Origin of the sequence: Kribbella qitaiheensis (genome assembly GCF_042657745.1) — a bacterium.
GTDB classification, from domain to species: domain Bacteria; phylum Actinomycetota; class Actinomycetes; order Propionibacteriales; family Kribbellaceae; genus Kribbella; species Kribbella qitaiheensis.
The window spans coordinates 179,143-198,310 of record NZ_JBHSKE010000002.1; the positions used below are offsets into that span (position 1 = coordinate 179,143).

Here is a 19,168-nt window from a genome sequence, read left to right on the forward strand (position 1 = left end):
GTCCGTGCTCGTGCGGGCGCGTTCCGCTGTGTCAGGATGCCGCCCATGAGCACGCCCGCCGACTCCGCCGAGGCCACCAAACCCCCAGATTCCCCCACCACCCCGGGAACTCTCGGCACCCGCTCACCCGCCCCGCCGGCAGGGGATTCGATGGGGTCGTCGATCGGGTTCACGGCGACGTTGGTGGTCCTGGTCGGGCTGGCGTTGTTCGGGCGGAGGATCTTCGCCGGGCTGTTCACCGATGACGGGGTGCGGACCTGGGCGACGATGTTCGTTGGCGTCACCGTCCAGGCGATGCCGTTTCTGGTGCTTGGCGTCCTGCTGTCCGCCGCGCTCACCGCCCTCGTCCCCGCCAGTTTCTTCGCGAACGCGGCGCAGCGGCAGTCCCCGGTCGCCGCGAAACCGATCGCACCCAAAGGCCACTCCTGGCTGGCCGAGAGCGCCCAGGGCGACACCCCAGTACCGTTGGCCGTGCGCGACTACGCCGTCTGGGCCGTTTGGGAGAAGGAGAGCATGAAGGGCCGGAACTTCCAGTTGACGGGGTTCGTGACTCCGGGCAAGAACGGCACCTGGTACGTCTCCCGGATCGGGCTGACCTGCTGCGTCGCCGACGGCACCGCGTTCATGGTGGAGGTCCGCGGCCAGGTCGCGCCGCCGAAGAACCAGTGGGTCACCGTCACCGGCGGGTGGGCCGAGCCGACGAAGCGCGCCGACGGGGACGTCGCCGCTCTCAACATCACCGGGGTGCGGAACGTGACACCGCCGGCCAACCAGTACGAGTGACCGCGCCGCTCAGCACCGCCGACCTACTCGAGGGTCTGGCGTCGGGCCTGCGCTACAAGTACGTCTTCTTCTGGAGTGACACGCCGAGGCGTGACGGCTCCGTCGACGCGAGTGGCCTCAGCCAGTGGTACCACGCGCCGTTCACCGTCGGCGGGGTTCGCTACTCGACCGCCGAACACTGGATGATGGCCGGCAAGGCGCGGCTGTTCGGCGATCGCGAATCCGAGGAGAAGGCGATCGCCGCCGGGCACCCCGGGCAGGCTAAGGCGATCGGCCGGACCGTCCAGGGTTTCGACACCGAGACCTGGCATCGGCACTGCTTCGATCTGGTTGTCGAGGGCAACGTTCACAAGTTCGGCCAGAACCGGCCGCTGCTCGACTACCTCCTCGGCACCGGCGATCGCGTCCTGGTCGAGGCAAGCCCGATCGACCGGATCTGGGGCATCGGTTTGGGCGCGCAGGACGAACGCGCCCAGCACCCAGCCCAGTGGCGTGGCCTCAACCTGCTCGGCTTCGCCCTGATGCAGGCCCGGCTCAGACTGCTCCGGTGAGCGCTTGCTCGGGCGATTTCGCGGCAGGCCGGGCCCGCTGGCGGAGCACGGTGCACGCCATGCCGCCGATGATGAGGGCGGCCGCGATCCCCTGCTGCAGGCCGACCGCCTCGCCGCGGAGCAGCCAGGCCGCTGCCATCCCGACCACCGGGACGAGCAGGGAGAACGGCGCGACGGTGCTCGCGTCGTACTGGCGGAGCAGGAAGCCCCAGACGCCGAAGCCGAACAGGGTGGCCATGAACGAGAGATAGCCGATGGCGCCTACTCCGGTGAGGCTGATGTTGCGCAAGGCATCCAAATCGCGGCCGGCGCCCTCGGTCAGCAGGGAGAGCAGCAACAGGGGCAGTACTGCGACCGCGCTGACCCAGACCATGAACCGCAACGTGTCCTGCGGCTTGGCGTGCCGGGTGACGATGTTCGACGCTCCCCAGCACGCGCCTGCGGCGATCACCAGCAGGAGCGCTCCGAGGGGCGCCGCCAGCCCATGGTCGAGCATGATCAGCACCATTCCCGCGCAGGCGATCGCGATCCCGGTCAGCTGCGTTCGGCGCGGCCGCTCCCGCAGTACCAGTACTGCGAACAGCAACGTGAAGATCACCTGGCACTGCAGCACCAGCGACGCCAATCCGGCCGGCACCCCACGATCCATCGCGATGAAGAGCAGGCCGAACTTCGCCACACCGAGCGCCAGGCCGACCGCGATCACGTAGCGCCAGGCCACCCGCGGTCTGCCGAGCAGGAAGATCGCCGGCACCGCCGCGAAGAAGAACCGCAGGGCCGAGAACAGCAGCGGCGGGAAGCCTTCCAGGCCGACCTCGATGACGACGAAGTTGACACCCCAGACGACCACGACGGCTAGCGCGAGGAGCATGTGACGCGGGTTCATGGACTCCAGTCTGGGCTGGTCTACAGTTAAGGGCCAGCGAAGATTGCTATGGCTGACACTGTAGGGGTGCTACATGATCGATCTGGGCAGGCTCCGGGCACTGCACGCCGTCGCGACGCACGGCTCGGTCGGCAGCGCGGCCGACGCGCTCGGCTACACCCCATCGGCGATCTCGCAGCAGCTGGCCAAGCTGGAGCGCGAGACCCGGACCGTCCTTGTCGAGAAACGCGGTCGGGGGATCGTCCTGACCGACGCGGCCCAGCAACTCGCGACCACGGCCGCCCAGGTCCTGCAACTCGTCGAAGCTGCCGAACTGACCCTGGAAGAGCAGCACGGCCAAGCGATCGGGTCGCTCCTGATCGCCGCCTTCCCGACGGCCGCCCGCGGCCTGCTGCCCGCCGTACTGCCGAGGCTGATCGACGACAACCCCGCGCTCGACGTGCGGGTGAGCGAGACCGATCCGTTCGAGGCGGTGGCCGCGGTGGCGAGGGGTGAGATCCACATCGCGGTCGTGCACGACTGGCACAACACTCCCCTCGCCCTGCCCGACGAAGTGTCCAGGGTGAAGCTCGGCTCCGACCCCGCCGACATCCTCGTGCCGGCGTCGCATCGCTTGGCAGGCAAGGAGTTCGTGCGCGCCGATGACCTCGTGGGCGAGCGCTGGATCTGCCAGCCCGCCGGCACGATCTGCCACGACTGGTTGATCCGTACGATGCGCAAGGCCGGCGTGGAACCGGACGTCGCCTACTCGGTCGCGGAGTACCAGACGCAACTGGCGATGCTTGCCCGCGGCATCGGTATTGGCCTGCTCCCCCGCCTCGGCCGCGGATCCTTGCCCGAGGGAGTGGTCGCAGTACCGCTGCAGCCGGCCCCGAGCCGGCGGCTGTACGCGGTCTGGCGCACAGCCACCGCCCGCCGCCCCGCCATCGCAGTCACACTCGCCGCCCTCAAGGCAGGCTGGCAGGACCGCGACACCGCTTAGTCCGTGCGGTCGAAGGCCGAGCTGAAGATTTGATCACACTTCGCGACCGATTGACAGCGGTCCGCATCGGCGTTAAGTTCCGGGAAATCTATTAGGAAACCTTCCTATTCATAAGTGTTCCCCCGCTCCGTCCCCGCCCCGACGCAGTAGGAGGCATCCCGCGATGACCCGCTCCCGATGGTGTGCGCTGGCGTCCAGCGCACTGCTGGCCGCGACGACCCTTGTTACGACCAGCGCCGCAACCAGTACCGCGGCACCCGTCCGCTACGAGTCCGAGTCGGCCGCCATCTCCCAGGGCGTAGTCGAGTCGAACCACGCAGGCTTCACCGGCACCGGCTTCGTCAACTTCGACAACGTCACCGGCAGTTCGGTGGAGTACACCGTGACCGCGCCGACGGCCGGCCCGAACGCGGACTCGCTCACCATCGACACGATCAGCGTCGCCGCCACGCCGGTCGCGATCAACGGTCAGCTGCACGTCTGCGGGACCAAGCTCTGCAACCAGTACAACAAGCCGATCCAGCTCCGGGGCATGAGCACGCACGGCATCCAGTGGTACGCCAACTGCATCAAGCCGGCCTCCCTGGACGCGCTCGCCACCGACTGGAACGCCGACATCCTGCGTATCTCGATGTACGTGCAGGAAGGCGGCTACGAGACGAACCCGCGCAAGTTCACCGATCTCGTGCACGGCTACATCGAGGAGGCCACCAAGCGCGGTATGTACGCGCTGGTCGACTGGCACCAGCTCGACCCTGGTGACCCGAACGCCAACCTGGCCCGGGCGAAGACTTTTTTCACCGAGATCGCCGACCGGCACAAGAACAAGAACAACATCATCTACGACATCGCCAACGAGCCGAACGGCGTCAACTGGGCCGGCATCAAGTCGTACGCCGAGCAGATGATCCCGGTGATCCGCGCGAAGGACCCCGACGGCGTGGTGTTCGTCGGGACGCACGGCTGGGCCTCGCTCGGCATCTCCGACGGCCGGACCGAGACCGACATCGTGAACAACCCGATCAACGCGACGAACTTCATGTACACATTCCACTTCTACGCGGCCTCGCACCAGGCCGAGTACTTCAACGCGTTGTCCCGGGCCGCCGACAAGCTCCCGCTGTTCGTCACCGAGTTCGGCACCCAGACCTACACCGGTGACGGCGGCAACGACCTCACCTACTCGCAGAAGTACCTGGATTTCCTGGCCAGCAAGAAGATCGGCTGGACCAACTGGAACTTCTCCGACGACTTCCGCTCCGGCGCCGTCTTCAAGGAAGGCACCTGCGCCGGGAACTCGTTCACCGGTACTTCGGTGCTGAAGCCGGCCGGCGTCTGGGTCCGCGAGCGGATGCGTACGGCTGACGACTTCCCTACTAGCTAGGGCTTTAGCCCCCGGGCCGGCGTTCCGCCCCTACGCCGGCCCGGGCTTCACCTGCTAGCCGTAGACCAAGGTGTGGAGTTTGGCTTCGGTCTCCTGGTCGACCGGGGTGTAGACGGTGGCGCGGACCTGACCGAGCTGAGTCAGCCACAGATTGGCCGGCTCCATCCGCAGCAGCCCGACCTTCTCGTTCTGCAGCAGCTTGATCTTGGCGCTCGGCGCGGCCACGTCGTACCGCTCCCAGAGTTCGGCGAACAACGGGGAGCTCGCGAGCAGCCGATCGGTGAGATCCTGCCAGCTCGGCTCACCGAGGTGGTCGGCCAGCGCCGCGCGATACCCCGCGACCATGTGCATCCTGATCGAATCGCCATCCGTGAACGCGCACCGCCATTCGTCGGACACGAAGGTGAGCCAGAGCAGGTTGCGCTCCTCCAACGGCACCGCCGCCATGTCGATGATCACCTTGGTATAGGCGTCATTGAAGGCCAGTACGTCGTACCGCGCGTTCAGCACCTGCGCGGGATAGGGCGAGAACTTGTCGAGCATCTTCTGGATGGAGGCGGGCAACGCCGCGCAGGCGTTCTTCGCCGGACCGAGGGCGATCCCCGCGAGCGTGTAGAGGTGGTTCCGCTCCAGCCGGTCCAGGCGGAGCGTGCGCGAGATCGCCTCGATCACCTGGGCCGACACGTTGATGTCGCGGCCCTGCTCCAGCCAGGTGTACCAAGTCACCCCGACGCCGGCGAGCTGGGCGACCTCCTCGCGCCGCAGGCCCGGAGTACGGCGTCGGCCGCCTGGGGCGAAGCCGACCTCTTCGGGCTGGATCCGCTCCCGCCGGCTGCGGAGGAACGCCGCCAGTTCCCGTCGCCGCTCGGCGTTGTCGGTGGCGGCTGGCATGCTGGTCACGACGCTCACATCTCCATGGTGGTACGTCGAGCTGGGTAGCGAAAGGCTGGTGCCAGGTGCTGCCAATACCAGGATAAGCAGGCTCTCACCACCCGGCTCGGAGTCGGCGCAGAGTGGGAGACATGACAGACCAGCTCCAGACCGCCCGCGTGGCCACCGAGCCGCGCACGGCGTCACCACTCGGTCCGGTGGCGCTCACCACTCTCCTCTTCGGCGCCTTCCTGCCGATGCTCTCCTTCTTCATCATCAACGTCGCACTGCCCGCGATCGGGTCCGACCTGCACGCCACCTCGGGCGAACTCCAACTCGTCGTCGGCAGTTACGGCATCGCCAACGCCACGCTGCTGGTGGTCGGCGGTCGCCTAGGCGACGGCTTCGGCCGCAAGCGGCTCTTCCTGCTCGGCCTGTTCGGCTTCACCGTGATGTCGCTGATCTGCGCGATCGCCCCGACGATCGGCGTACTGCTCGCTGCCCGGGTCGTGCAAGGCGCGGCCGCCGCGGCGATGACTCCGCAGGTGCTCGCGTCGATCAGCAGTCTGCTCACCGGCGAACACCGCGCTCGGGCGATGGCGATGTTCGGCGTGGCCGGCGGTGCGGCTGCTGCCCTCGGCCAGATCCTCGGCGGCGTTCTCGTCGAGGCCAACGTGTTCGATCTCGGCTGGCGGGCGGTGTTCCTGGTCAACGTTCCCGTCGGACTGGTCGCCCTTGCTGCGGCTGTGAGGCTGTTGCCGGAGACTCGCGCCGAGAAGGCCCAGCGGGTCGACTTGGTCGGGGCGGGCTTGCTCGCGCTGGCGCTGGTGCTCCTGCTGCTGCCGCTGACCGAGGGCCGTCCGCTCGGCTGGCCGACGTGGACCTGGATCTCGCTGGCCGCGACGATTCCAGCCGTCGGGCTGCTCGGCGTACACCAGCATCGGTCCGAGCGGGCAGGCTCGGCTCCGCTGATCCCGCCGTCGGTACTGCGGTTGCGCCCGATGCGGATCGGCCTCTTGCTGGCCGTCGGCTTCTTCACCACCTTCGGCGGCTTCATGTTCGTCTTCGCGCTCGCGACGCAGGGCGAGGCCGGGATGTCCCCGCTGGAAGGCGGTCTGAGCCTGCTGCCGATGGCCGTCGGCTTCCTGATCACGTCGATCTACGGCCCCCGCCTGCAGCAGCGGTACGGCGCCGGCCTGATCCTGCGCGGCTGGATCGTGCAGTCGGTCGGGTACGCCGTACTGGCTGTGGTGGCTCTGACTCTGTGGCCTGACGTGACTCCGTGGTCCCTGGCGGTGCCGATGCTCATCGCTGGGTTCGGCAGCGGCCTGGTGATGGTCCCGCTGATGGGTGTCGTCGTCGGGCAGGTCCCGCCGGCACAGGCCGGACTCGGCAGCGGAATCCTGCTCACGAGCCAGCAGACCTGCTTGGCACTCGGCGCGGCCACGGTCGGTACGGCGTACCTGTCGCTGGCCGGGACCTCGTGGGGACAGGGTGGCGCGCTGGCAGCGGTCTCGCTGGCGATCACGGCGATCTCGTTGCTGATGACGCCGGTGACTCACCAGCTCAGGACGCACTAGTGCCCTGCGTCGGGCACTAGGTCCAGTGCGGCGGCCGGTTCAGCGCGGTGGGCAGCTTGGTGGCTTGATTGCCGCGAGCCGCGTTGACCTGGGACTGCGTGAGGAACAAGGCACTGCTGAGATCGGCGCCTTCCAAGTTGGTGTCCCGCATGTCGGCACCGATCAGGTCGGCCTTGCGGAGATCGGCGTCCCGGAGATCGGCCGCGATGAGGTAAGCGCCTCGAAGATTGGCGGAGTTGAAGTCCGCGCCGCGGAGTCTGGCCCCGAAGAGGTCAGCTCCGCGGCGCTCCTTCTTCTTGCTCTGCTTCCCGCGGACCAGAGCGCTCGTCCGCAGCAGGAGTTCGTTGATCGCCTCGCGCTCAACCGGCAGGTCGACCGTCGTCACATCAGGCTCGAGGGTGAGCTTCTCGATCCGTTCGCTCGCGGCTCGCAGGTCGGGGTGGATCGACTTGGTCTCCGGGCGTTCGAGGGCCTCCGCCAGGTACCAGAGCAGCTCGTGCAACTGCCGCATGATCGGCAGCGCCTCGAACATCTTCTGACCGGGTTGCTCGCGCCAACTCGCGCCGGCGAGATTCGAGATCTTCTGCCCGGCGCCGAAGCAGTCGTAGACCGTGCAGCCCTGGAAGCCCGCTGGGCGAAGCTTGCTGTGGATGCCGCAGCGGAAGTTTTCCTGCAGGTTCGGGCACGGCTCGCCCGCGTCCTTGTCGATCGCGAAGTCGGCGGACTTCGAGAAGGTCAGCGCGACGCAGCAGAGTCCGTAGCAGTTGCTGCAGTCGGCGCGGAGTTCTGCTCGGATCACGACTACCTGGACGGCCGCGAGCGCAGTACTAGTTCTGCTCTGCGGCGGTCTGGCCGGTGCGGCGCCAGCGGATGCCGGCCTCGATGAACTCATCGATCTCGCCGTCGAAGACACCGCTGGTGTTGCCCGACTCGTACAGCGTGCGCAGGTCCTTGACCATCTGGTACGGGTGCAGCACGTAGGAGCGCATCTGGTCGCCCCACGAGCCCTGCACGTCACCCCGCAGCGCGTCGATCTCGGCTCGCTCCTCGGCCTTCTTCAGCGCGAGCAGCTTCGCCTTCAGGATCACCATCGCGCTGGCCTTGTTCTGCAGCTGCGACTTCTCGTTCTGGCAGGAGACCACCGTGCCGGTCGGGATGTGGGTGATCCGGACCGCCGAGTCGGTGGTGTTGACGCTCTGACCACCCGGACCGGACGACCGGTACACGTCGATCCGCAGCTCTTCCTCGGGGACGTCGATCTCGTCGGTCTGCTCGAGCACCGGGACCACCTCGACCGCGGCGAACGAGGTCTGCCGGCGGCCCTGGTTGTCGAACGGCGAGATCCGGACCAGCCGGTGCGTGCCCGACTCGACGCTCAGCGTGCCGTAGGCGTACGGCGCCTTGACGCCGAAGGTGGTCGACTTGAGCCCGGCCTCTTCCGCGTACGACGTGTCGTACACCTCGGTGGCGTAGCCGTGCCGCTCCGCCCAGCGCAGGTACATCCGCTGCAGCATCTCGGCGAAGTCCGCGGCGTCGACGCCACCGGCGCCGGACCGGATCGTCACCAGCGCCTCGCGTTCGTCGTACTCGCCGGACAGCAGGGTGCGAACCTCGAGCGACTGGACCAGCTTGGTCAGCGCGCGGATCTCCTTCTCCGCCTCGGCCAGCGTGTCCGCGTCGTTCTCCTCGCGGCCCATCTCCATCAGCACGCCGAGGTCGTCGATCCGGCTGCGCAGTTTCGTGACCCGCTCCAGGTCGGCCTGCAGGCTGGACAGCCTGGACGTCACCTTCTGCGCGTTCGCCTGGTCGTCCCACAGGTCGGGCGCGGCCACCTGCTCGCCGAGGTCGGCGATCTCTCGGCGCATGCCCTCCAGATCGAGCACTTTCTCGATCGAGGTCAGGGTTGCGTCGAGTTGCTTCAGGTCAGCGTCGAAATCAGGTCCAGCCACAACCAAGCAGCGTACCCGCTCACCGTCCAACGCCGGGAATTCAGCACCTCAGGCCTGCGCCAGGGACTCGCCGCCTCAGGCCGGCGCGCTGGGGGTCAGGCCGTGGTGCAGGACTTCGAAGACCGTGTTGACGGCTTCTTCGAGCGCACCGTCTGCGTGGGCCACCTGGACTCCTGAGGGGTGGTTGGGCACGAAGCGGGCGAACTCCGCCTCCAGCACCTTCTGAGCGGCCGCGTACTGAGCGGCGATGAGCCGCGCCATCAGCGGTCGAAGCTGCTCATCGCGCTCCAGCAGGGTCGCGACCATCAACTCCTCCATCTCCTCGGCGTTCTTCCGCCGCCGGGCGAGCAGCGCAGGACTCTCTTCGATCGTGCGGGTAAACGATGCCCACGTCGCCAAGTGCCCCGACTGCAACCGCTCGCGGATCTGCTGCTGATAGTGCTGCTTGAGCGTCTCGACGACGTCGTCGCCGGGGGCGGTCTGCCGGATCGCCTCGGCCGGGCCGGTCCACCAACCGGTCTCGTCGAAGAACAGGTCTTCCTTGGTCGGGAAGTGGTTGAACACGGTCTGCACCGCGACATCGGCCGCCTTCGCGACCTCGGCCACCGTGACCGCGTCGAACCCGCGCTCGATGAACAGACCGGTCGCCACGTCCGAGATGGCCTGCCGCGTCTGCTTCTTCTTCCGCTCCCGTCGCCCCTCGATCTGCATGGACACACTCTAGAGCGCCATGCTTTACTTCCTCCATTCTTGTAGTCACTACATCTTTGGAGCTAGTCCATGACAATCCTCATCACCGGTGGTCGCGGCAAGATCGCCCGCGCAGTCCACGCCGGCCTCGTCTCCAGCGGTCGCGAGGTCCGCGTCGCCAGCCGCGAACCCGACCTCCCCGGCACCGTCACCCTCGACTCCGCCTCGGTCTCGTCCTGGTCCACTGCCTTGAAGGACATCTCCCAGGTCTTCCTGTACTCCGATCCGTCGACCGCGGCGTTGTTCGTCGAAGCGGCCGAGGCGGCCGGGGTGAAACAGGTGGTCCTGCTGTCGTCGATGTCATCCCAGGCCGGCAACGAGAACGCCGCATCCGGATCCGCACTCGGCGGCAGAGCGGTTGATCCGCACTCAGTGGTCGAGCGGGTGATCCTCGGCGGCGCGTTCGCGAGCACCCGACTGCAGCCCGGCACCTTCATGACGAACGCGATCTACTGGTCGTACCAGGTCCGCGCCACCGGCCAGATCCGGCTGCCGTACCTCGAGGCCGAGGAAGCGCCGATCCACGAGCAGGACATCGCGGACGTGGCGATCAGAGTGCTCCTGAACGGCCCGGGCGGCGAGCACGACGGCCGCGGCTATCCGATGACCGGGCCCGAGTCGATGACCCGACGCCGTCAGATCGACCTGATCACCGAGCTCACCGGCGTACCGATCGAACAGGTCGAGCTGACCCCGGCCCAGGCTCGTGAGGAGATGGCGGCGAGCATGCGCAATCCCGCGCAGCTCGAGTCCCTGATGTCGTACTGGGCATCCCGCGTCGGCACACCGCACCCGATCGAGCACACCGTCGAACTGCTGACCGGCCACGCCGGCCGTACCTTCGCGCAGTGGCTGAAGGACAACCCCACCGTCTTCTAGGGAAGGATCGAGTCGATGTAGCCGCCGTCGACCCGGACTGCGCCGCCGGTGGTCGCGGAGGCCTGCTCCGAGCTGAGATAGACCACCATGTTGCCGATCTCGGCCGGCTCGATCAGCCGCTGGATCAACGAGTACGGCCGGTGCTCCTTCATGAACTGCGCCTGCGCCTCGTCCCAGGGGAGCTCGTCACCGACCAGTTCGTGGACGAAGTCCTCGACGCCCGGCGTGTGCGTCGGCCCGGCCATCACCGAGTTGACGGTCACCCCGGTCCCCGCCGCGGCCTTCGCATAGCCCCGCGTCACCGCCAGCAACGCGGTCTTCGTCATCCCGTAGTGCACCATCTCGAGCGGGGTCACCACGGCCGAGTCGCTCGCGATGTTCATCACCCGCCCGAACCCGCGCTCCATCATCCCCGGCAGGTACATCCTGATCAGCCGGACCGCCGACAGGACGTTCACCTCGAAGTACCGGCGCCACTCGTCGTCATCGATCTCCAGCACCGGCTTCGCGCCGAAGATGCCGAGGTTGTTCACCAGGATGTCCAGCTCGCCGATCTGCTCCTTGAGCTGGTCGGCACCCTCGGCCGACGCCAGGTCGGCGGCGATCGGGATCACCTCGGCTCCGGGCACGTCCTTCCGGATCTCCTCGGCCGCCCGCTCGGTCTTGTCCTGGCTCCGCCCGTTCACGACAACGGAGGCTCCGGACCGCGCGAGCTCGGTCGCGATCGCCTGCCCGATCCCCTGACTAGACCCCGATACCAACGCCTTCCGACCCGCCAGCTCGATATCCATCACCCCATCGTGCCCGACTACCTGCACAGCCTGAGGGCACACCCGCCCCGGCCACGCGACCGTCAGCGAATTGGTACGACGGCCGCCGCGTCCGACGCGATCTCCGCCGAACCTTGCCAGCCGGGCGGTTCGAACGGGAGGTCGACCGAGGAGCTCAGCTGAACGGTGACGGTGGTCCCGGTGACCTCGGCAGACCAGTCCAGCCCGTCGAAACGGTTGCCTGCGCCAACGGAATCCAGGTACTCCGCGGTGAGCCTGCGGGCTTCCTCCGGATCGATCTCCGCATTCCCACTCGCACCGGCCTGCGCATAGACAGCCGCCAACCCGTTGGCCGCGGAAAGCACCGCCCCATCAGCAGTCGCATCCAGATCCCGCCGCACCAGAAACACCTTCGAGATGTCGGTCACCACCACGATCATCATCAGGATCACCGCGGTGAATCCGATGATCAGCACAGTCATCTGCCCACGCTCATCCCGCAGACCGGGTCGCCCTGGCCTGCGCGCCGTCAGCCGCCCTTTGAACGCCGTACCGGTCGTCATCCGTTGCCCTTGGCTTCTCGGTAGTCGCCGTAGGGCTCGGTGTGCGAGGCGCTGACGTGGACGGCCGGACGCTCTCCACCCAGCGCGTCCGGGATGAACGGCAACGGCACCTCGGCGTCCAGCTCAACCGTGACGGTGGAACCAGGCTCCAGACACGCCGGGTTGCAGCTGATCCTCAACTGCCCAGGGCTCAACTCCACCCCTTGGTCCTTCATCGCCAGCCGCGCCGCCTCGAACGCACGAGCCCGCGCATCATCCTCCGAGAGCCCAGCCGGCACGATGATGAACGCCCGCCCAGCCGCCCGCGTCGCCGCCGTCGCCCCGTACGAGGTCCGCTGCACGTCGAACACCCCTAGCATCACGTACACGAGCGGCACCAACAGCAACAACGCCAACCAGGAGAACTCCACCACCGCGTTCCCCCTCTCCTCACGCCGGTATGGCGACATCCACCGCACCACCAGGTCCGGAAGTCGGCGGCTCATTCGCCCGTCTCCTTGACCGCGTGACCCTCGACGGTGAACTCCATGCCCGGCCCCCACAGCCCGAGCGGCGGCATGTGCGCCTTCACGACGATCAGCACGCCCGGCTGCCCATCGACATCCGTCGCCTGCCCCTCGACCGACTCGATCAACTCGTTGCGAACCACGCCGCTGACAAGCTCCCGCGTCCGCGCCTCCCCGTCCGCCGGCTCACGATTCAGCACCGCCGCGTAGTGCGCCCCCTCCGACGCAGCCGCCGTGATCGTGTTCCGCACATACAAGAACAACCCCACCTGCAACACGCCAAGAAACAGCGGCACCACCAACATCGCCACCATCACAAACTCCACCACCGCCGACCCCCGCTCCCCCCGCAGGCGGAGTGAGCCGGAACGACGGATGGACCGGCTGACTCGGAGAGAGCGCAGGAGCAGAGTGCTGCCCAGTGCGTACAGAAGTTGGATGCCGGTGGGGACGCTGGTGGGCCGACTATCCGCTGGGACGCGGACGGGCCGGCTAAGCGCACGGGCCGGGGCTGGGGTCACTTGTTGGTTACGGACTCCAGGGCTTTTTCGAGCATGTCTTGTAGTTGTTTGCCGGCTACACCCCAGATGGCGACGACCAGGCCGGCGGTCATCACGGTGATCAGGACCCAGCCGGGGACGTCGCCGCGTTCCTGGCGACTCGGCCGCGGCTTCATCACCAGAGTCAGGAACAGTCTGGTCAGCAACAGTGACATGGCATCTCCTCAGTTCATCCGGCGATCAGCCGGATTCCGACAGCGCCCGGATAGAAGGCGAAGGCGATCGTCACCGGCAGCACGAGAAACACCACCGGGACCATCATGGCTACTTCCCGGCGCGCGCCGGATTCGATCAGTTCCCGTCTGCTCGACTCACGGATGTCCCCCGCCTGTGCCCGCAGTACGTCGGCCAGCGGCGTCCCTCGCTCGAGGGCAACCGCGAGGCCGTCGGCGAATCTGGTCAACGCCAGCAGGCCACTCCGGTCAGCCAGCGCGTCGAGAGCCCGCACCAACGGATCACCCGCACGGGTCTCCGAAAGCACCCGATGCAACTCGTCGGCCAACTCACCACGACACGAGCGAGCCACGCGATCGAGAGCCGCGGCAGGGCCCTCGCCCGCAGCCACAGAAAGCGCCAGAAGCTCTGCGACAGTGGGCAGTTCGGCGAGCAGACGACGTTCCCGACGCCGCACCTGGCTGGTCAGATAGGTGTCCCGAGACAGGACCCCGAGCACTGCGAGGATTCCGCAGAGCACGAGTAGTCCAACAGGATTGCCGAATCCGAGGGACAGGGCGACCAACGCGATGAGGAGGCCGCCGCCGAAGCCGGCGGCGCCCCAGAGCAGTTGCTCGATCCGGAATTCCTCAACGGTACGGTCGATCCCGGCCCGTGCCAGTCGGCGCCGGATGGAGGTTGCTCCGCCCAGGATGCGCTCGAGGCGGACCGCGCCGGCCCGGAGCGACGGCCCGAACAACCGCAGGATCGCGTAGAACGGCGAGCCCGAGTCGACCACGCCCAGGAAGACGTCCGAACCGCCGATGTCCCTCAGATACGGGCCGATGCGATCGTCCACGGAGGGCTTCCGCAGGAACGGCAGCCGCCGCACGATCAGCAGCAGGCTGGCCCCGAACGTTGCCCCGAGCAACCCACCGAGGAGGATCGGACTCATCGCAACACCCGCTCAGGTTCAGGCAGTCGGCCGATCCGCAGCATTACGCGATAGGCGACGACGCAGACGGCAGCGCCGATCCCGATGATCAAGGCGCCGACCGGTGAGTTGTACCGCTGGATCACGTCGCCCTGGAACGACAACATCGCCAGCACGAGCCAGGGCGCCGCCACGGCGACCCGCGCACCGTTGACCGACCAGGACTGCCGCGACTCCAACTCGGACCGGGTGCGGGCATCGTCGCGCAGGAAGCTCGACAACGACCGCAGCAACCGGCCGAGGTCACCGCCGCCGACCTCGCGGGCGATCCGCAAGGCCTCGATGACCCGATCACCGACGGGATCGGCCAGCCGCGCCTTCAGCCGGTCGAGGGAATCAGCGAACCGGCCAGTCGACGCGTAGTCGGCCCCGAACCTCCTGAACGGCTCCCGCAACGGCAACGGCCCGCGCTCCCCGACCTGAGCAAGCGCCTCCGACAAGGACAACCCGGCCCGTACCGCGGACGCGATGTTGTCCACCACATCTGGCCAAAGCTCCCGGAACTCGGCCAGCCTCCGGCGAGCGCGACTCTTGAGCAAGGCCACCGGCACGCCACCCGCCATGATCCCGAAGATCAACCCGATCGGCAGCGTCGCCGAGACGACGAACATCAGGACGAACGCCACGAACCCCGTGATGAAGCAGGCACCGATGAAGGCCGACGGGGTCACGCCTTCGACTCCGGCGCTCGCGAGCAACTCCCGGCTCCGAACGGTCAGCCGGCCTTCGGTGCGCGGCTTGGCGTCAGCGGGCGCGACGAAGGTCCAGATGATCAGCAGCAGGCCGATACCGAAGAAGAGGCCGAGGAGGAGTCCCATCAGCTCACACCCCGCGGCAACTCGGTGAGCAACCCGGCAGGCGAATACCCCGCCTGCTGGAACCGCTCCGGATGCGGCAACTGGCCTTCGGCGCGCCGCAGGTGTCCGTCGATCGTGCCGAACAGCGTCTCGGTCTCGATCGCCTGATCCTCGATCCGGCCGCTCACGGCCACGATCTCCCGGACCCGCCGATGTCCGTCGGCCGCGATGCCGAGGTGCACGACCAGGTCGACACAGCCCGCCACGGTCGGCAGCACGAACCGTGAGCCGATGTTCTCCCCGGCCAGCAACGGCAGGGTGCACATCTTCGTCAGGGCCTCGCGCGCCGAGTTGGCGTGGATCGTGCACATGCCGGGAAGTCCACTGTTCAGAGCCAGCAGGAGGTCGAGGCATTCCTCACCACGCACCTCGCCGACGATCACCCGGGACGGCCGCATCCGCAGGGATTCCTTGACCAGGTCGCGCAGCCGGACCTCGCCGGTGCCTTCGAGGCCTGCCTGCCGGGTCTGCATCGAGACCCAGTCCGGGATCGGCAGCTTGATCTCGAAGACCTCTTCACAGCTGATCACCCGCTCGCTACCCGGGATCGAACCCGCCAGCGCGTTGAGCATCGTGGTCTTGCCGGCCTGGGTGCCGCCGGAGACGAGGATGTTGAGGCCGCAGGCAACAGCCGCGTCCAGCACCGCCGCCGCGTGCGGGGTCAGCGAGCCGAGCGAGACGAGGTCGGCCAGCCGGGTCGCCCGGACGGTGAACTTGCGGATGTTGATCGCGGCATACCGCTGGGTGATACCGCCGAGCACGATGTGCACGCGGCTCCCGTCCGGCAGCCGCGCGTCGGTGAACGGCTGGGACACGTCGATCCGCCGCCCGGTCGTCTTCAGCATCCGCTCGACGAGATCGCTGACCTCCTCCTCGGTCAGCACCGTGGTGGTCAGCTCGTGCCGGCCCTCGCGGGCGATGAACACCCGGCTCGGCTCGTTGATCCAGATCTCCTCGACCGCCGGATCGTCGAGATAGCGCTGCAGCGGGCCGAACCCGGCCACCCGGTCGTGCACCTCGCGGCTGACCGCCTCGACGTCGCCGATCGGCGGCACGATCCCGGTCAGGCTGCGCTCGTCGTACTCCTTCACGACCGTCGCGACGATGGCGTTCACCGCGCCGGGGTCGCGCAGCGGGTCGATGCCTTCGCGGCGGACGACGTCGCGCACCTGGGCGTCGATGAGTTCGACCGCACCACTCCAGCCGGACCGGCGCGCGGCAAGTCTGTCGGCTGTCATCGTCTCCCCAGTTGACGTCTCGACCGGTGACCCTACTGGTCACCGTGCGCGACCATCGTCGCAACCCAGGGTGTACCGGCGCCAACCCGATCTCTGCTGCCTGTGGATAACCCTGACACTCCACAGGCTCACAGAACGTATCCATTCGCTCACGTCCAGGTCCAACCGATTGCACCTTGTTGCAATCCGCCGCCACCTGGGTCGCCCAGCCGCCCGGAGTGGTCCAGCCCGCCCGGAATCCCCCAAAACCGCCACAGCCGGGGTGTAACACGCAGGTCCGGACGGGGCGTCGTAGAGAGTGAGACCACGACGGAAGGCAGTGATGAGACCGACGACGGATGATTTCGAGGAGTTCGCCAGGGCGCGGACCCCTCATCTGTACCGGACGGCCTGGCTGCTGGCGGGCGACCGGCACCATGCCGAGGACCTGGTCCAGGAGACGCTCGCCAAGATGTTCCGCGCCTGGCGGGGCCTGCAGCGGATCGACCACCCGCCGGCATACGCGCAGACCGTGCTGGTGCGGACGTTCATCTCGCAGCGCCGCCGGCGGAGCTGGACCGAGCAGCCCACGTCGGCGCTGCCGGACCGGGCCGAACGACCCGGCGACGTCGAACTGCGGTTGTCGCTGCAGCAGGCGCTGGCCGAGCTCGCCCCTCTCGATCGTGCGGTGCTGGTGCTGCGGTTCTTCGAAGATCGCAGCGTCGAACAGGTCGCGCTCGATCTCGGCAAGAACGCCGGTGCGATCAGAACCAGGACCTCCCGGGCGCTGGACCGGCTCCGGGCCGTCCTCGGTGACGACGCCGTCCACCTGATCGCACTCTGACCTGACCTCCCAGGAGACAGCCCGATGAACAACTTGAACGACACCCTGCCCGACCTGATGCGCCGGGCCACCGAGAACCTCGAACCCGAGTCCACCGACCTGGTCGAACGCGGCATGCGCCGCGGCACCACCCTGCGCCGCCGCCGGACCGCCCTGCTCAGCTTCACCGGCGCAGGCGCAGTACTGGCGACCGCCGGCATTGTCATCGGCGGCACCCAACTGTTCGGCGGTAGCGCCGAGGCGCCCGCCGCCGGGACAGCCGGCCAGTCGGTCACGGGGGAAGCGACAACTCCTGTCACGCAGAAGGAGACGCTGGCGACGCTCATGAAGCTCCTGCCGGCCAATCTGAAGGTCAGCAAGCCCCAGACCTGGGGCGACAACGGCTTCCATGGCGCTGCTGTCGTCGTCGATGACGGTCAGGGGCCGTCCAAGATCTCGCTCGGGGTGACCGCGCCCGGTGCGGACGGCACCTGCACGATGGACCCCGGGACCTGCAAGACCCGCCCGGACGGATCACTCATCAGCGTGCAAGCCGGCGAACCCACCTACGGGGAAGGGAATCCGGGCGGGGTGATCCGGAACTCGGTCACTGTCGTCCGGCCGGGCACCGGATCGATCAGCTTGATCAGCTTCAACGCCGCGGAGGAGAAGGGCGTCGACAAGTCCCGCGCGATGCCGGCGCTCTCCTTGGAACAACTGATCACGATCGCGGACAGCCAGACCTGGCGGTTCCCGCTGCAGCAGAAGGTGCCGACCTCCGGTCCTACCAAGCCCGAGCCGAAGTCGCCCGGTGCAGGGAAGCCGGCGGTGCCGGTGCAGCAAACCCTGCTGACCTTGAAGAAGGTGCTGCCGCGCGACCTGACCTTCACCCGGCCGGAGACGTGGGGCGGCGGCACGGAGGGCTTCAACGGCGCGGCCTACGTGATCAACGACGGTAAGGGGGCGTCACGGATCGACGTCTTCGTCTCGTACGAGCAGCCCGTGACCAAGTGCGGACCGGAAGGCATCGCGCACTGCCAGGTCCGGTCGGACGGTGCCGTGGTCGGTTGGACGAAGGACGAACCCACGTACTCCGACGCGCGCCAGAAGGTCAACGGGGTCCTCGCCAACCGCGTCGAGATCCACTACCCGAACGGCCGCACGATCGGCGTGACGAGTTACAACGGCCCGCAGGAGAAGGATGCCAAGCACACCCGCGCCAAGCCCGCGTTCACCCCGGATGAACTGATGGCGATGGCTAACAACAAGGGCTGGAAGTTCCCCGGTACCGGGACGAAGTAAGGCTCGCCCTCGTCCGTCGCTGGTCCTCTGAGGGGTGGATCAGCGGTGGACGAGGGTGTGTTCGAAGGCGTAGCGGGAAGCGCGGAACAGGTGCGACCCGTACTCCACCGCACGCCCGTGGTCGTCGTAGGTGATCCGGGTGGTCGCCAGTAGCGGACAGCCCGGCTCCTCCATGAGGAGCCGGGCTTGCTCTGGTGTAGCGGGCAGCGCCGAGATCGTCTGGTGCGCCACCTTCAGGCGGACCCCTTCGGCTCTGAGCAGCTCGTAGAGCCCTCGCTCGGCCAGAGTGTTCGGGTCCGTGTCGAGCACCTCCGGCGGCAGCCAGTTGCGCATCAGCGCCAGCGGCTCGCCGTCAGCCCTGCGGAGCCGCTCCAAGCGCAGTACGCGGTCTCCTTGCTCGCACTGCAAGGCGGTAGCCACCTCTGCGCTCGCCGGCGCGATACCGAAGCGCAGTACGTCTGTCTGTGGCTTGCGGTGCGCCGCCGACAGGTCGTCGTACAGGCTGGTGAGCTCGAGCGAGCGCCGTACCTGGCCCGAGTTGCCCACCACCTGGGTGCCGACGCCGCGCTTGCGCACGAGCAGTCCCTGGTCGACCAGCCGGGCTATCGCCTGCCGGACGGTCGGGCGGCTCAGTCCGTACGCCTCTGCGAGGTCCACCTCGTTGCTGAGCCGAGAACCGACCGGGAGGTCACCGCCCTGGATCGCCGCTTCGAGCTGCTGCGCGAGTTGTACGTGAAGCGGAGTGCGACTGGTGCGATCAACGCTGACCTGGACGGTGCTCATGGGCACATCTTGGGGTGTCAGGGGCT

General features: G+C 67.8%; 22 protein-coding genes. 8 read left to right on the forward strand and 14 right to left on the reverse strand.

The genetic code is table 11. The features are described from left to right. The first annotated feature begins 45 nt into the window (after positions 1 to 45). Together ACFPJ1_RS01020 and ACFPJ1_RS01025 are read left to right on the forward strand one after the other, a co-directional pair. Positions 46 to 783: a TIGR03943 family putative permease subunit gene (locus ACFPJ1_RS01020; protein WP_380100797.1), complete on the forward strand. Its 738-nt coding sequence runs from the start codon at positions 46 to 48 to the stop codon at positions 781 to 783. Continuing rightward, positions 780 to 1,334 (forward strand): NADAR family protein, encoded by a 555-nt coding sequence (locus ACFPJ1_RS01025; protein WP_380100799.1) that lies wholly within the window; start codon positions 780 to 782, stop codon positions 1,332 to 1,334. Before ACFPJ1_RS01020 ends, ACFPJ1_RS01025 begins: the two co-directional genes overlap by 4 nt. Here ACFPJ1_RS01025 and ACFPJ1_RS01030 read toward each other — a convergent pair. Beyond that, on the reverse strand, positions 1,318 to 2,220 hold the full coding sequence (locus ACFPJ1_RS01030) for an EamA family transporter (protein ID WP_380100800.1): 903 nt from the start codon (positions 2,218 to 2,220) through the stop codon (positions 1,318 to 1,320). The two genes, ACFPJ1_RS01025 and ACFPJ1_RS01030, sit on opposite strands and share 17 nt — an antisense overlap. Before the next feature lie 73 nt (positions 2,221 to 2,293). Here ACFPJ1_RS01030 and ACFPJ1_RS01035 point away from each other — a divergent pair, with 73 nt between their 5' ends. After that, positions 2,294 to 3,202, forward strand: coding sequence for a LysR family transcriptional regulator (locus tag ACFPJ1_RS01035; RefSeq protein ID WP_380100802.1), 909 nt, complete (start codon positions 2,294 to 2,296; stop codon positions 3,200 to 3,202). Between the two features lie 163 nt (positions 3,203 to 3,365). Next, on the forward strand, positions 3,366 to 4,586 hold the full coding sequence (locus ACFPJ1_RS01040) for a cellulase family glycosylhydrolase (protein WP_380100804.1): 1,221 nt from the start codon (positions 3,366 to 3,368) through the stop codon (positions 4,584 to 4,586). A 54-nt stretch (positions 4,587 to 4,640) separates the two neighbouring features. On the opposite strand, the gene ACFPJ1_RS01045 is transcribed toward ACFPJ1_RS01040, so the two are convergent. Next, complete coding sequence (locus ACFPJ1_RS01045) at positions 4,641 to 5,477, reverse strand: helix-turn-helix transcriptional regulator (RefSeq protein WP_380100942.1); 837 nt, start codon at positions 5,475 to 5,477, stop codon at positions 4,641 to 4,643. A 131-nt stretch (positions 5,478 to 5,608) separates the two neighbouring features. Between ACFPJ1_RS01045 and ACFPJ1_RS01050 the strand changes: the two genes are divergently transcribed. Continuing rightward, entirely contained in the window at positions 5,609 to 7,036 is a 1,428-nt protein-coding gene (locus ACFPJ1_RS01050; RefSeq protein ID WP_380100806.1) for an MFS transporter, read from the forward strand. A 16-nt stretch (positions 7,037 to 7,052) separates the two neighbouring features. On the opposite strand, the gene ACFPJ1_RS01055 is transcribed toward ACFPJ1_RS01050, so the two are convergent. The 3 genes from ACFPJ1_RS01055 to ACFPJ1_RS01065 form a co-directional block, all read right to left on the reverse strand. Further along, on the reverse strand, positions 7,053 to 7,835 hold the full coding sequence (locus ACFPJ1_RS01055) for a pentapeptide repeat-containing protein (protein WP_380100808.1): 783 nt from the start codon (positions 7,833 to 7,835) through the stop codon (positions 7,053 to 7,055). 28 nt (positions 7,836 to 7,863) lie between these two features. After that, on the reverse strand, positions 7,864 to 8,985 hold the full coding sequence (prfB, locus tag ACFPJ1_RS01060; RefSeq protein WP_380100809.1) for a peptide chain release factor 2: 1,122 nt from the start codon (positions 8,983 to 8,985) through the stop codon (positions 7,864 to 7,866). Positions 8,986 to 9,060: 75 nt separating this feature from the next. Then, entirely contained in the window at positions 9,061 to 9,696 is a 636-nt protein-coding gene (locus ACFPJ1_RS01065; protein ID WP_380100811.1) for a TetR/AcrR family transcriptional regulator, read from the reverse strand. A 69-nt stretch (positions 9,697 to 9,765) separates the two neighbouring features. Here ACFPJ1_RS01065 and ACFPJ1_RS01070 point away from each other — a divergent pair, with 69 nt between their 5' ends. Continuing rightward, the gene (locus ACFPJ1_RS01070; protein ID WP_380100813.1) at positions 9,766 to 10,614 is read left to right on the forward strand and encodes an NAD(P)H-binding protein; all 849 of its coding nucleotides are present in this window, start codon (positions 9,766 to 9,768) and stop codon (positions 10,612 to 10,614) included. On the opposite strand, the gene ACFPJ1_RS01075 is transcribed toward ACFPJ1_RS01070, so the two are convergent. The 8 genes from ACFPJ1_RS01075 to ACFPJ1_RS01110 form a co-directional block, all read right to left on the reverse strand. Beyond that, positions 10,611 to 11,405 (reverse strand): SDR family NAD(P)-dependent oxidoreductase, encoded by a 795-nt coding sequence (locus tag ACFPJ1_RS01075; protein WP_380100815.1) that lies wholly within the window; start codon positions 11,403 to 11,405, stop codon positions 10,611 to 10,613. The genes ACFPJ1_RS01070 and ACFPJ1_RS01075 overlap by 4 nt on opposite strands. 62 nt (positions 11,406 to 11,467) lie before the next feature. Beyond that, positions 11,468 to 11,866, reverse strand: a complete 399-nt coding sequence (locus ACFPJ1_RS01080) for a pilus assembly protein TadG-related protein (protein WP_380100817.1) — start codon at positions 11,864 to 11,866, stop codon at positions 11,468 to 11,470. 77 nt (positions 11,867 to 11,943) lie between these two features. Further along, positions 11,944 to 12,432, reverse strand: a complete 489-nt coding sequence (locus ACFPJ1_RS01085; RefSeq protein ID WP_380100819.1) for a hypothetical protein — start codon at positions 12,430 to 12,432, stop codon at positions 11,944 to 11,946. Beyond that, positions 12,429 to 12,782: a TadE family protein gene (locus ACFPJ1_RS01090; protein WP_380100820.1), complete on the reverse strand. Its 354-nt coding sequence runs from the start codon at positions 12,780 to 12,782 to the stop codon at positions 12,429 to 12,431. The genes ACFPJ1_RS01085 and ACFPJ1_RS01090 overlap by 4 nt, the downstream gene beginning before the upstream one ends. 188 nt (positions 12,783 to 12,970) lie before the next feature. Further along, positions 12,971 to 13,168 carry a hypothetical protein gene (locus tag ACFPJ1_RS01095; RefSeq protein ID WP_380100822.1) on the reverse strand — a complete coding sequence of 66 codons (198 nt, stop codon included), beginning with the start codon at positions 13,166 to 13,168 and terminating at the stop codon, positions 12,971 to 12,973. Positions 13,169 to 13,182: 14 nt separating this feature from the next. Next, positions 13,183 to 14,121 (reverse strand): type II secretion system F family protein, encoded by a 939-nt coding sequence (locus ACFPJ1_RS01100; protein WP_380100824.1) that lies wholly within the window; start codon positions 14,119 to 14,121, stop codon positions 13,183 to 13,185. Further along, a complete protein-coding gene (locus ACFPJ1_RS01105) occupies positions 14,118 to 14,978 on the reverse strand; it encodes a type II secretion system F family protein (RefSeq protein WP_380100825.1) in 861 nt (286 codons plus the stop codon). The genes ACFPJ1_RS01100 and ACFPJ1_RS01105 overlap by 4 nt, the downstream gene beginning before the upstream one ends. Beyond that, on the reverse strand, positions 14,978 to 16,255 hold the full coding sequence (locus tag ACFPJ1_RS01110; RefSeq protein WP_380100827.1) for a CpaF family protein: 1,278 nt from the start codon (positions 16,253 to 16,255) through the stop codon (positions 14,978 to 14,980). The genes ACFPJ1_RS01105 and ACFPJ1_RS01110 overlap by 1 nt, the downstream gene beginning before the upstream one ends. A 322-nt stretch (positions 16,256 to 16,577) precedes the next feature. Between ACFPJ1_RS01110 and ACFPJ1_RS01115 the strand changes: the two genes are divergently transcribed. Then, positions 16,578 to 17,078 carry a SigE family RNA polymerase sigma factor gene (locus tag ACFPJ1_RS01115; protein WP_380100829.1) on the forward strand — a complete coding sequence of 167 codons (501 nt, stop codon included), beginning with the start codon at positions 16,578 to 16,580 and terminating at the stop codon, positions 17,076 to 17,078. Positions 17,079 to 17,102: 24 nt separating this feature from the next. Beyond that, entirely contained in the window at positions 17,103 to 18,359 is a 1,257-nt protein-coding gene (locus tag ACFPJ1_RS01120; RefSeq protein WP_380100831.1) for a hypothetical protein, read from the forward strand. Positions 18,360 to 18,398: 39 nt separating this feature from the next. Here ACFPJ1_RS01120 and ACFPJ1_RS01125 read toward each other — a convergent pair whose 3' ends face one another. Continuing rightward, positions 18,399 to 19,142: a GntR family transcriptional regulator gene (locus ACFPJ1_RS01125; RefSeq protein ID WP_380100833.1), complete on the reverse strand. Its 744-nt coding sequence runs from the start codon at positions 19,140 to 19,142 to the stop codon at positions 18,399 to 18,401. Between the last annotated feature and the right edge of the window lie 26 nt (positions 19,143 to 19,168).

Coding starts and splice junctions, on each gene's coding strand:
- ACFPJ1_RS01075 (WP_380100815.1), bottom strand. CDS start 11,405: ATGGATATCGAGCTGGCGGGTCGGAAGGCGTTGGTATCGGGGTCTAGT.
- ACFPJ1_RS01120 (WP_380100831.1), top strand. CDS start 17,103: ATGAACAACTTGAACGACACCCTGCCCGACCTGATGCGCCGGGCCACC.
- ACFPJ1_RS01045 (WP_380100942.1), bottom strand. CDS start 5,477: ATGCCAGCCGCCACCGACAACGCCGAGCGGCGACGGGAACTGGCGGCG.
- ACFPJ1_RS01105 (WP_380100825.1), bottom strand. CDS start 14,978: ATGGGACTCCTCCTCGGCCTCTTCTTCGGTATCGGCCTGCTGCTGATC.
- ACFPJ1_RS01040 (WP_380100804.1), top strand. CDS start 3,366: ATGACCCGCTCCCGATGGTGTGCGCTGGCGTCCAGCGCACTGCTGGCC.
- ACFPJ1_RS01095 (WP_380100822.1), bottom strand. CDS start 13,168: ATGTCACTGTTGCTGACCAGACTGTTCCTGACTCTGGTGATGAAGCCG.
- ACFPJ1_RS01085 (WP_380100819.1), bottom strand. CDS start 12,432: ATGAGCCGCCGACTTCCGGACCTGGTGGTGCGGTGGATGTCGCCATAC.
- ACFPJ1_RS01065 (WP_380100811.1), bottom strand. CDS start 9,696: ATGCAGATCGAGGGGCGACGGGAGCGGAAGAAGAAGCAGACGCGGCAG.
- ACFPJ1_RS01080 (WP_380100817.1), bottom strand. CDS start 11,866: ATGACTGTGCTGATCATCGGATTCACCGCGGTGATCCTGATGATGATC.
- ACFPJ1_RS01070 (WP_380100813.1), top strand. CDS start 9,766: ATGACAATCCTCATCACCGGTGGTCGCGGCAAGATCGCCCGCGCAGTC.
- ACFPJ1_RS01020 (WP_380100797.1), top strand. CDS start 46: ATGAGCACGCCCGCCGACTCCGCCGAGGCCACCAAACCCCCAGATTCC.
- ACFPJ1_RS01110 (WP_380100827.1), bottom strand. CDS start 16,255: ATGACAGCCGACAGACTTGCCGCGCGCCGGTCCGGCTGGAGTGGTGCG.
- ACFPJ1_RS01115 (WP_380100829.1), top strand. CDS start 16,578: ATGAGACCGACGACGGATGATTTCGAGGAGTTCGCCAGGGCGCGGACC.
- ACFPJ1_RS01125 (WP_380100833.1), bottom strand. CDS start 19,142: ATGAGCACCGTCCAGGTCAGCGTTGATCGCACCAGTCGCACTCCGCTT.
- ACFPJ1_RS01100 (WP_380100824.1), bottom strand. CDS start 14,121: ATGAGTCCGATCCTCCTCGGTGGGTTGCTCGGGGCAACGTTCGGGGCC.
- ACFPJ1_RS01050 (WP_380100806.1), top strand. CDS start 5,609: ATGACAGACCAGCTCCAGACCGCCCGCGTGGCCACCGAGCCGCGCACG.
- ACFPJ1_RS01035 (WP_380100802.1), top strand. CDS start 2,294: ATGATCGATCTGGGCAGGCTCCGGGCACTGCACGCCGTCGCGACGCAC.
- ACFPJ1_RS01030 (WP_380100800.1), bottom strand. CDS start 2,220: ATGAACCCGCGTCACATGCTCCTCGCGCTAGCCGTCGTGGTCGTCTGG.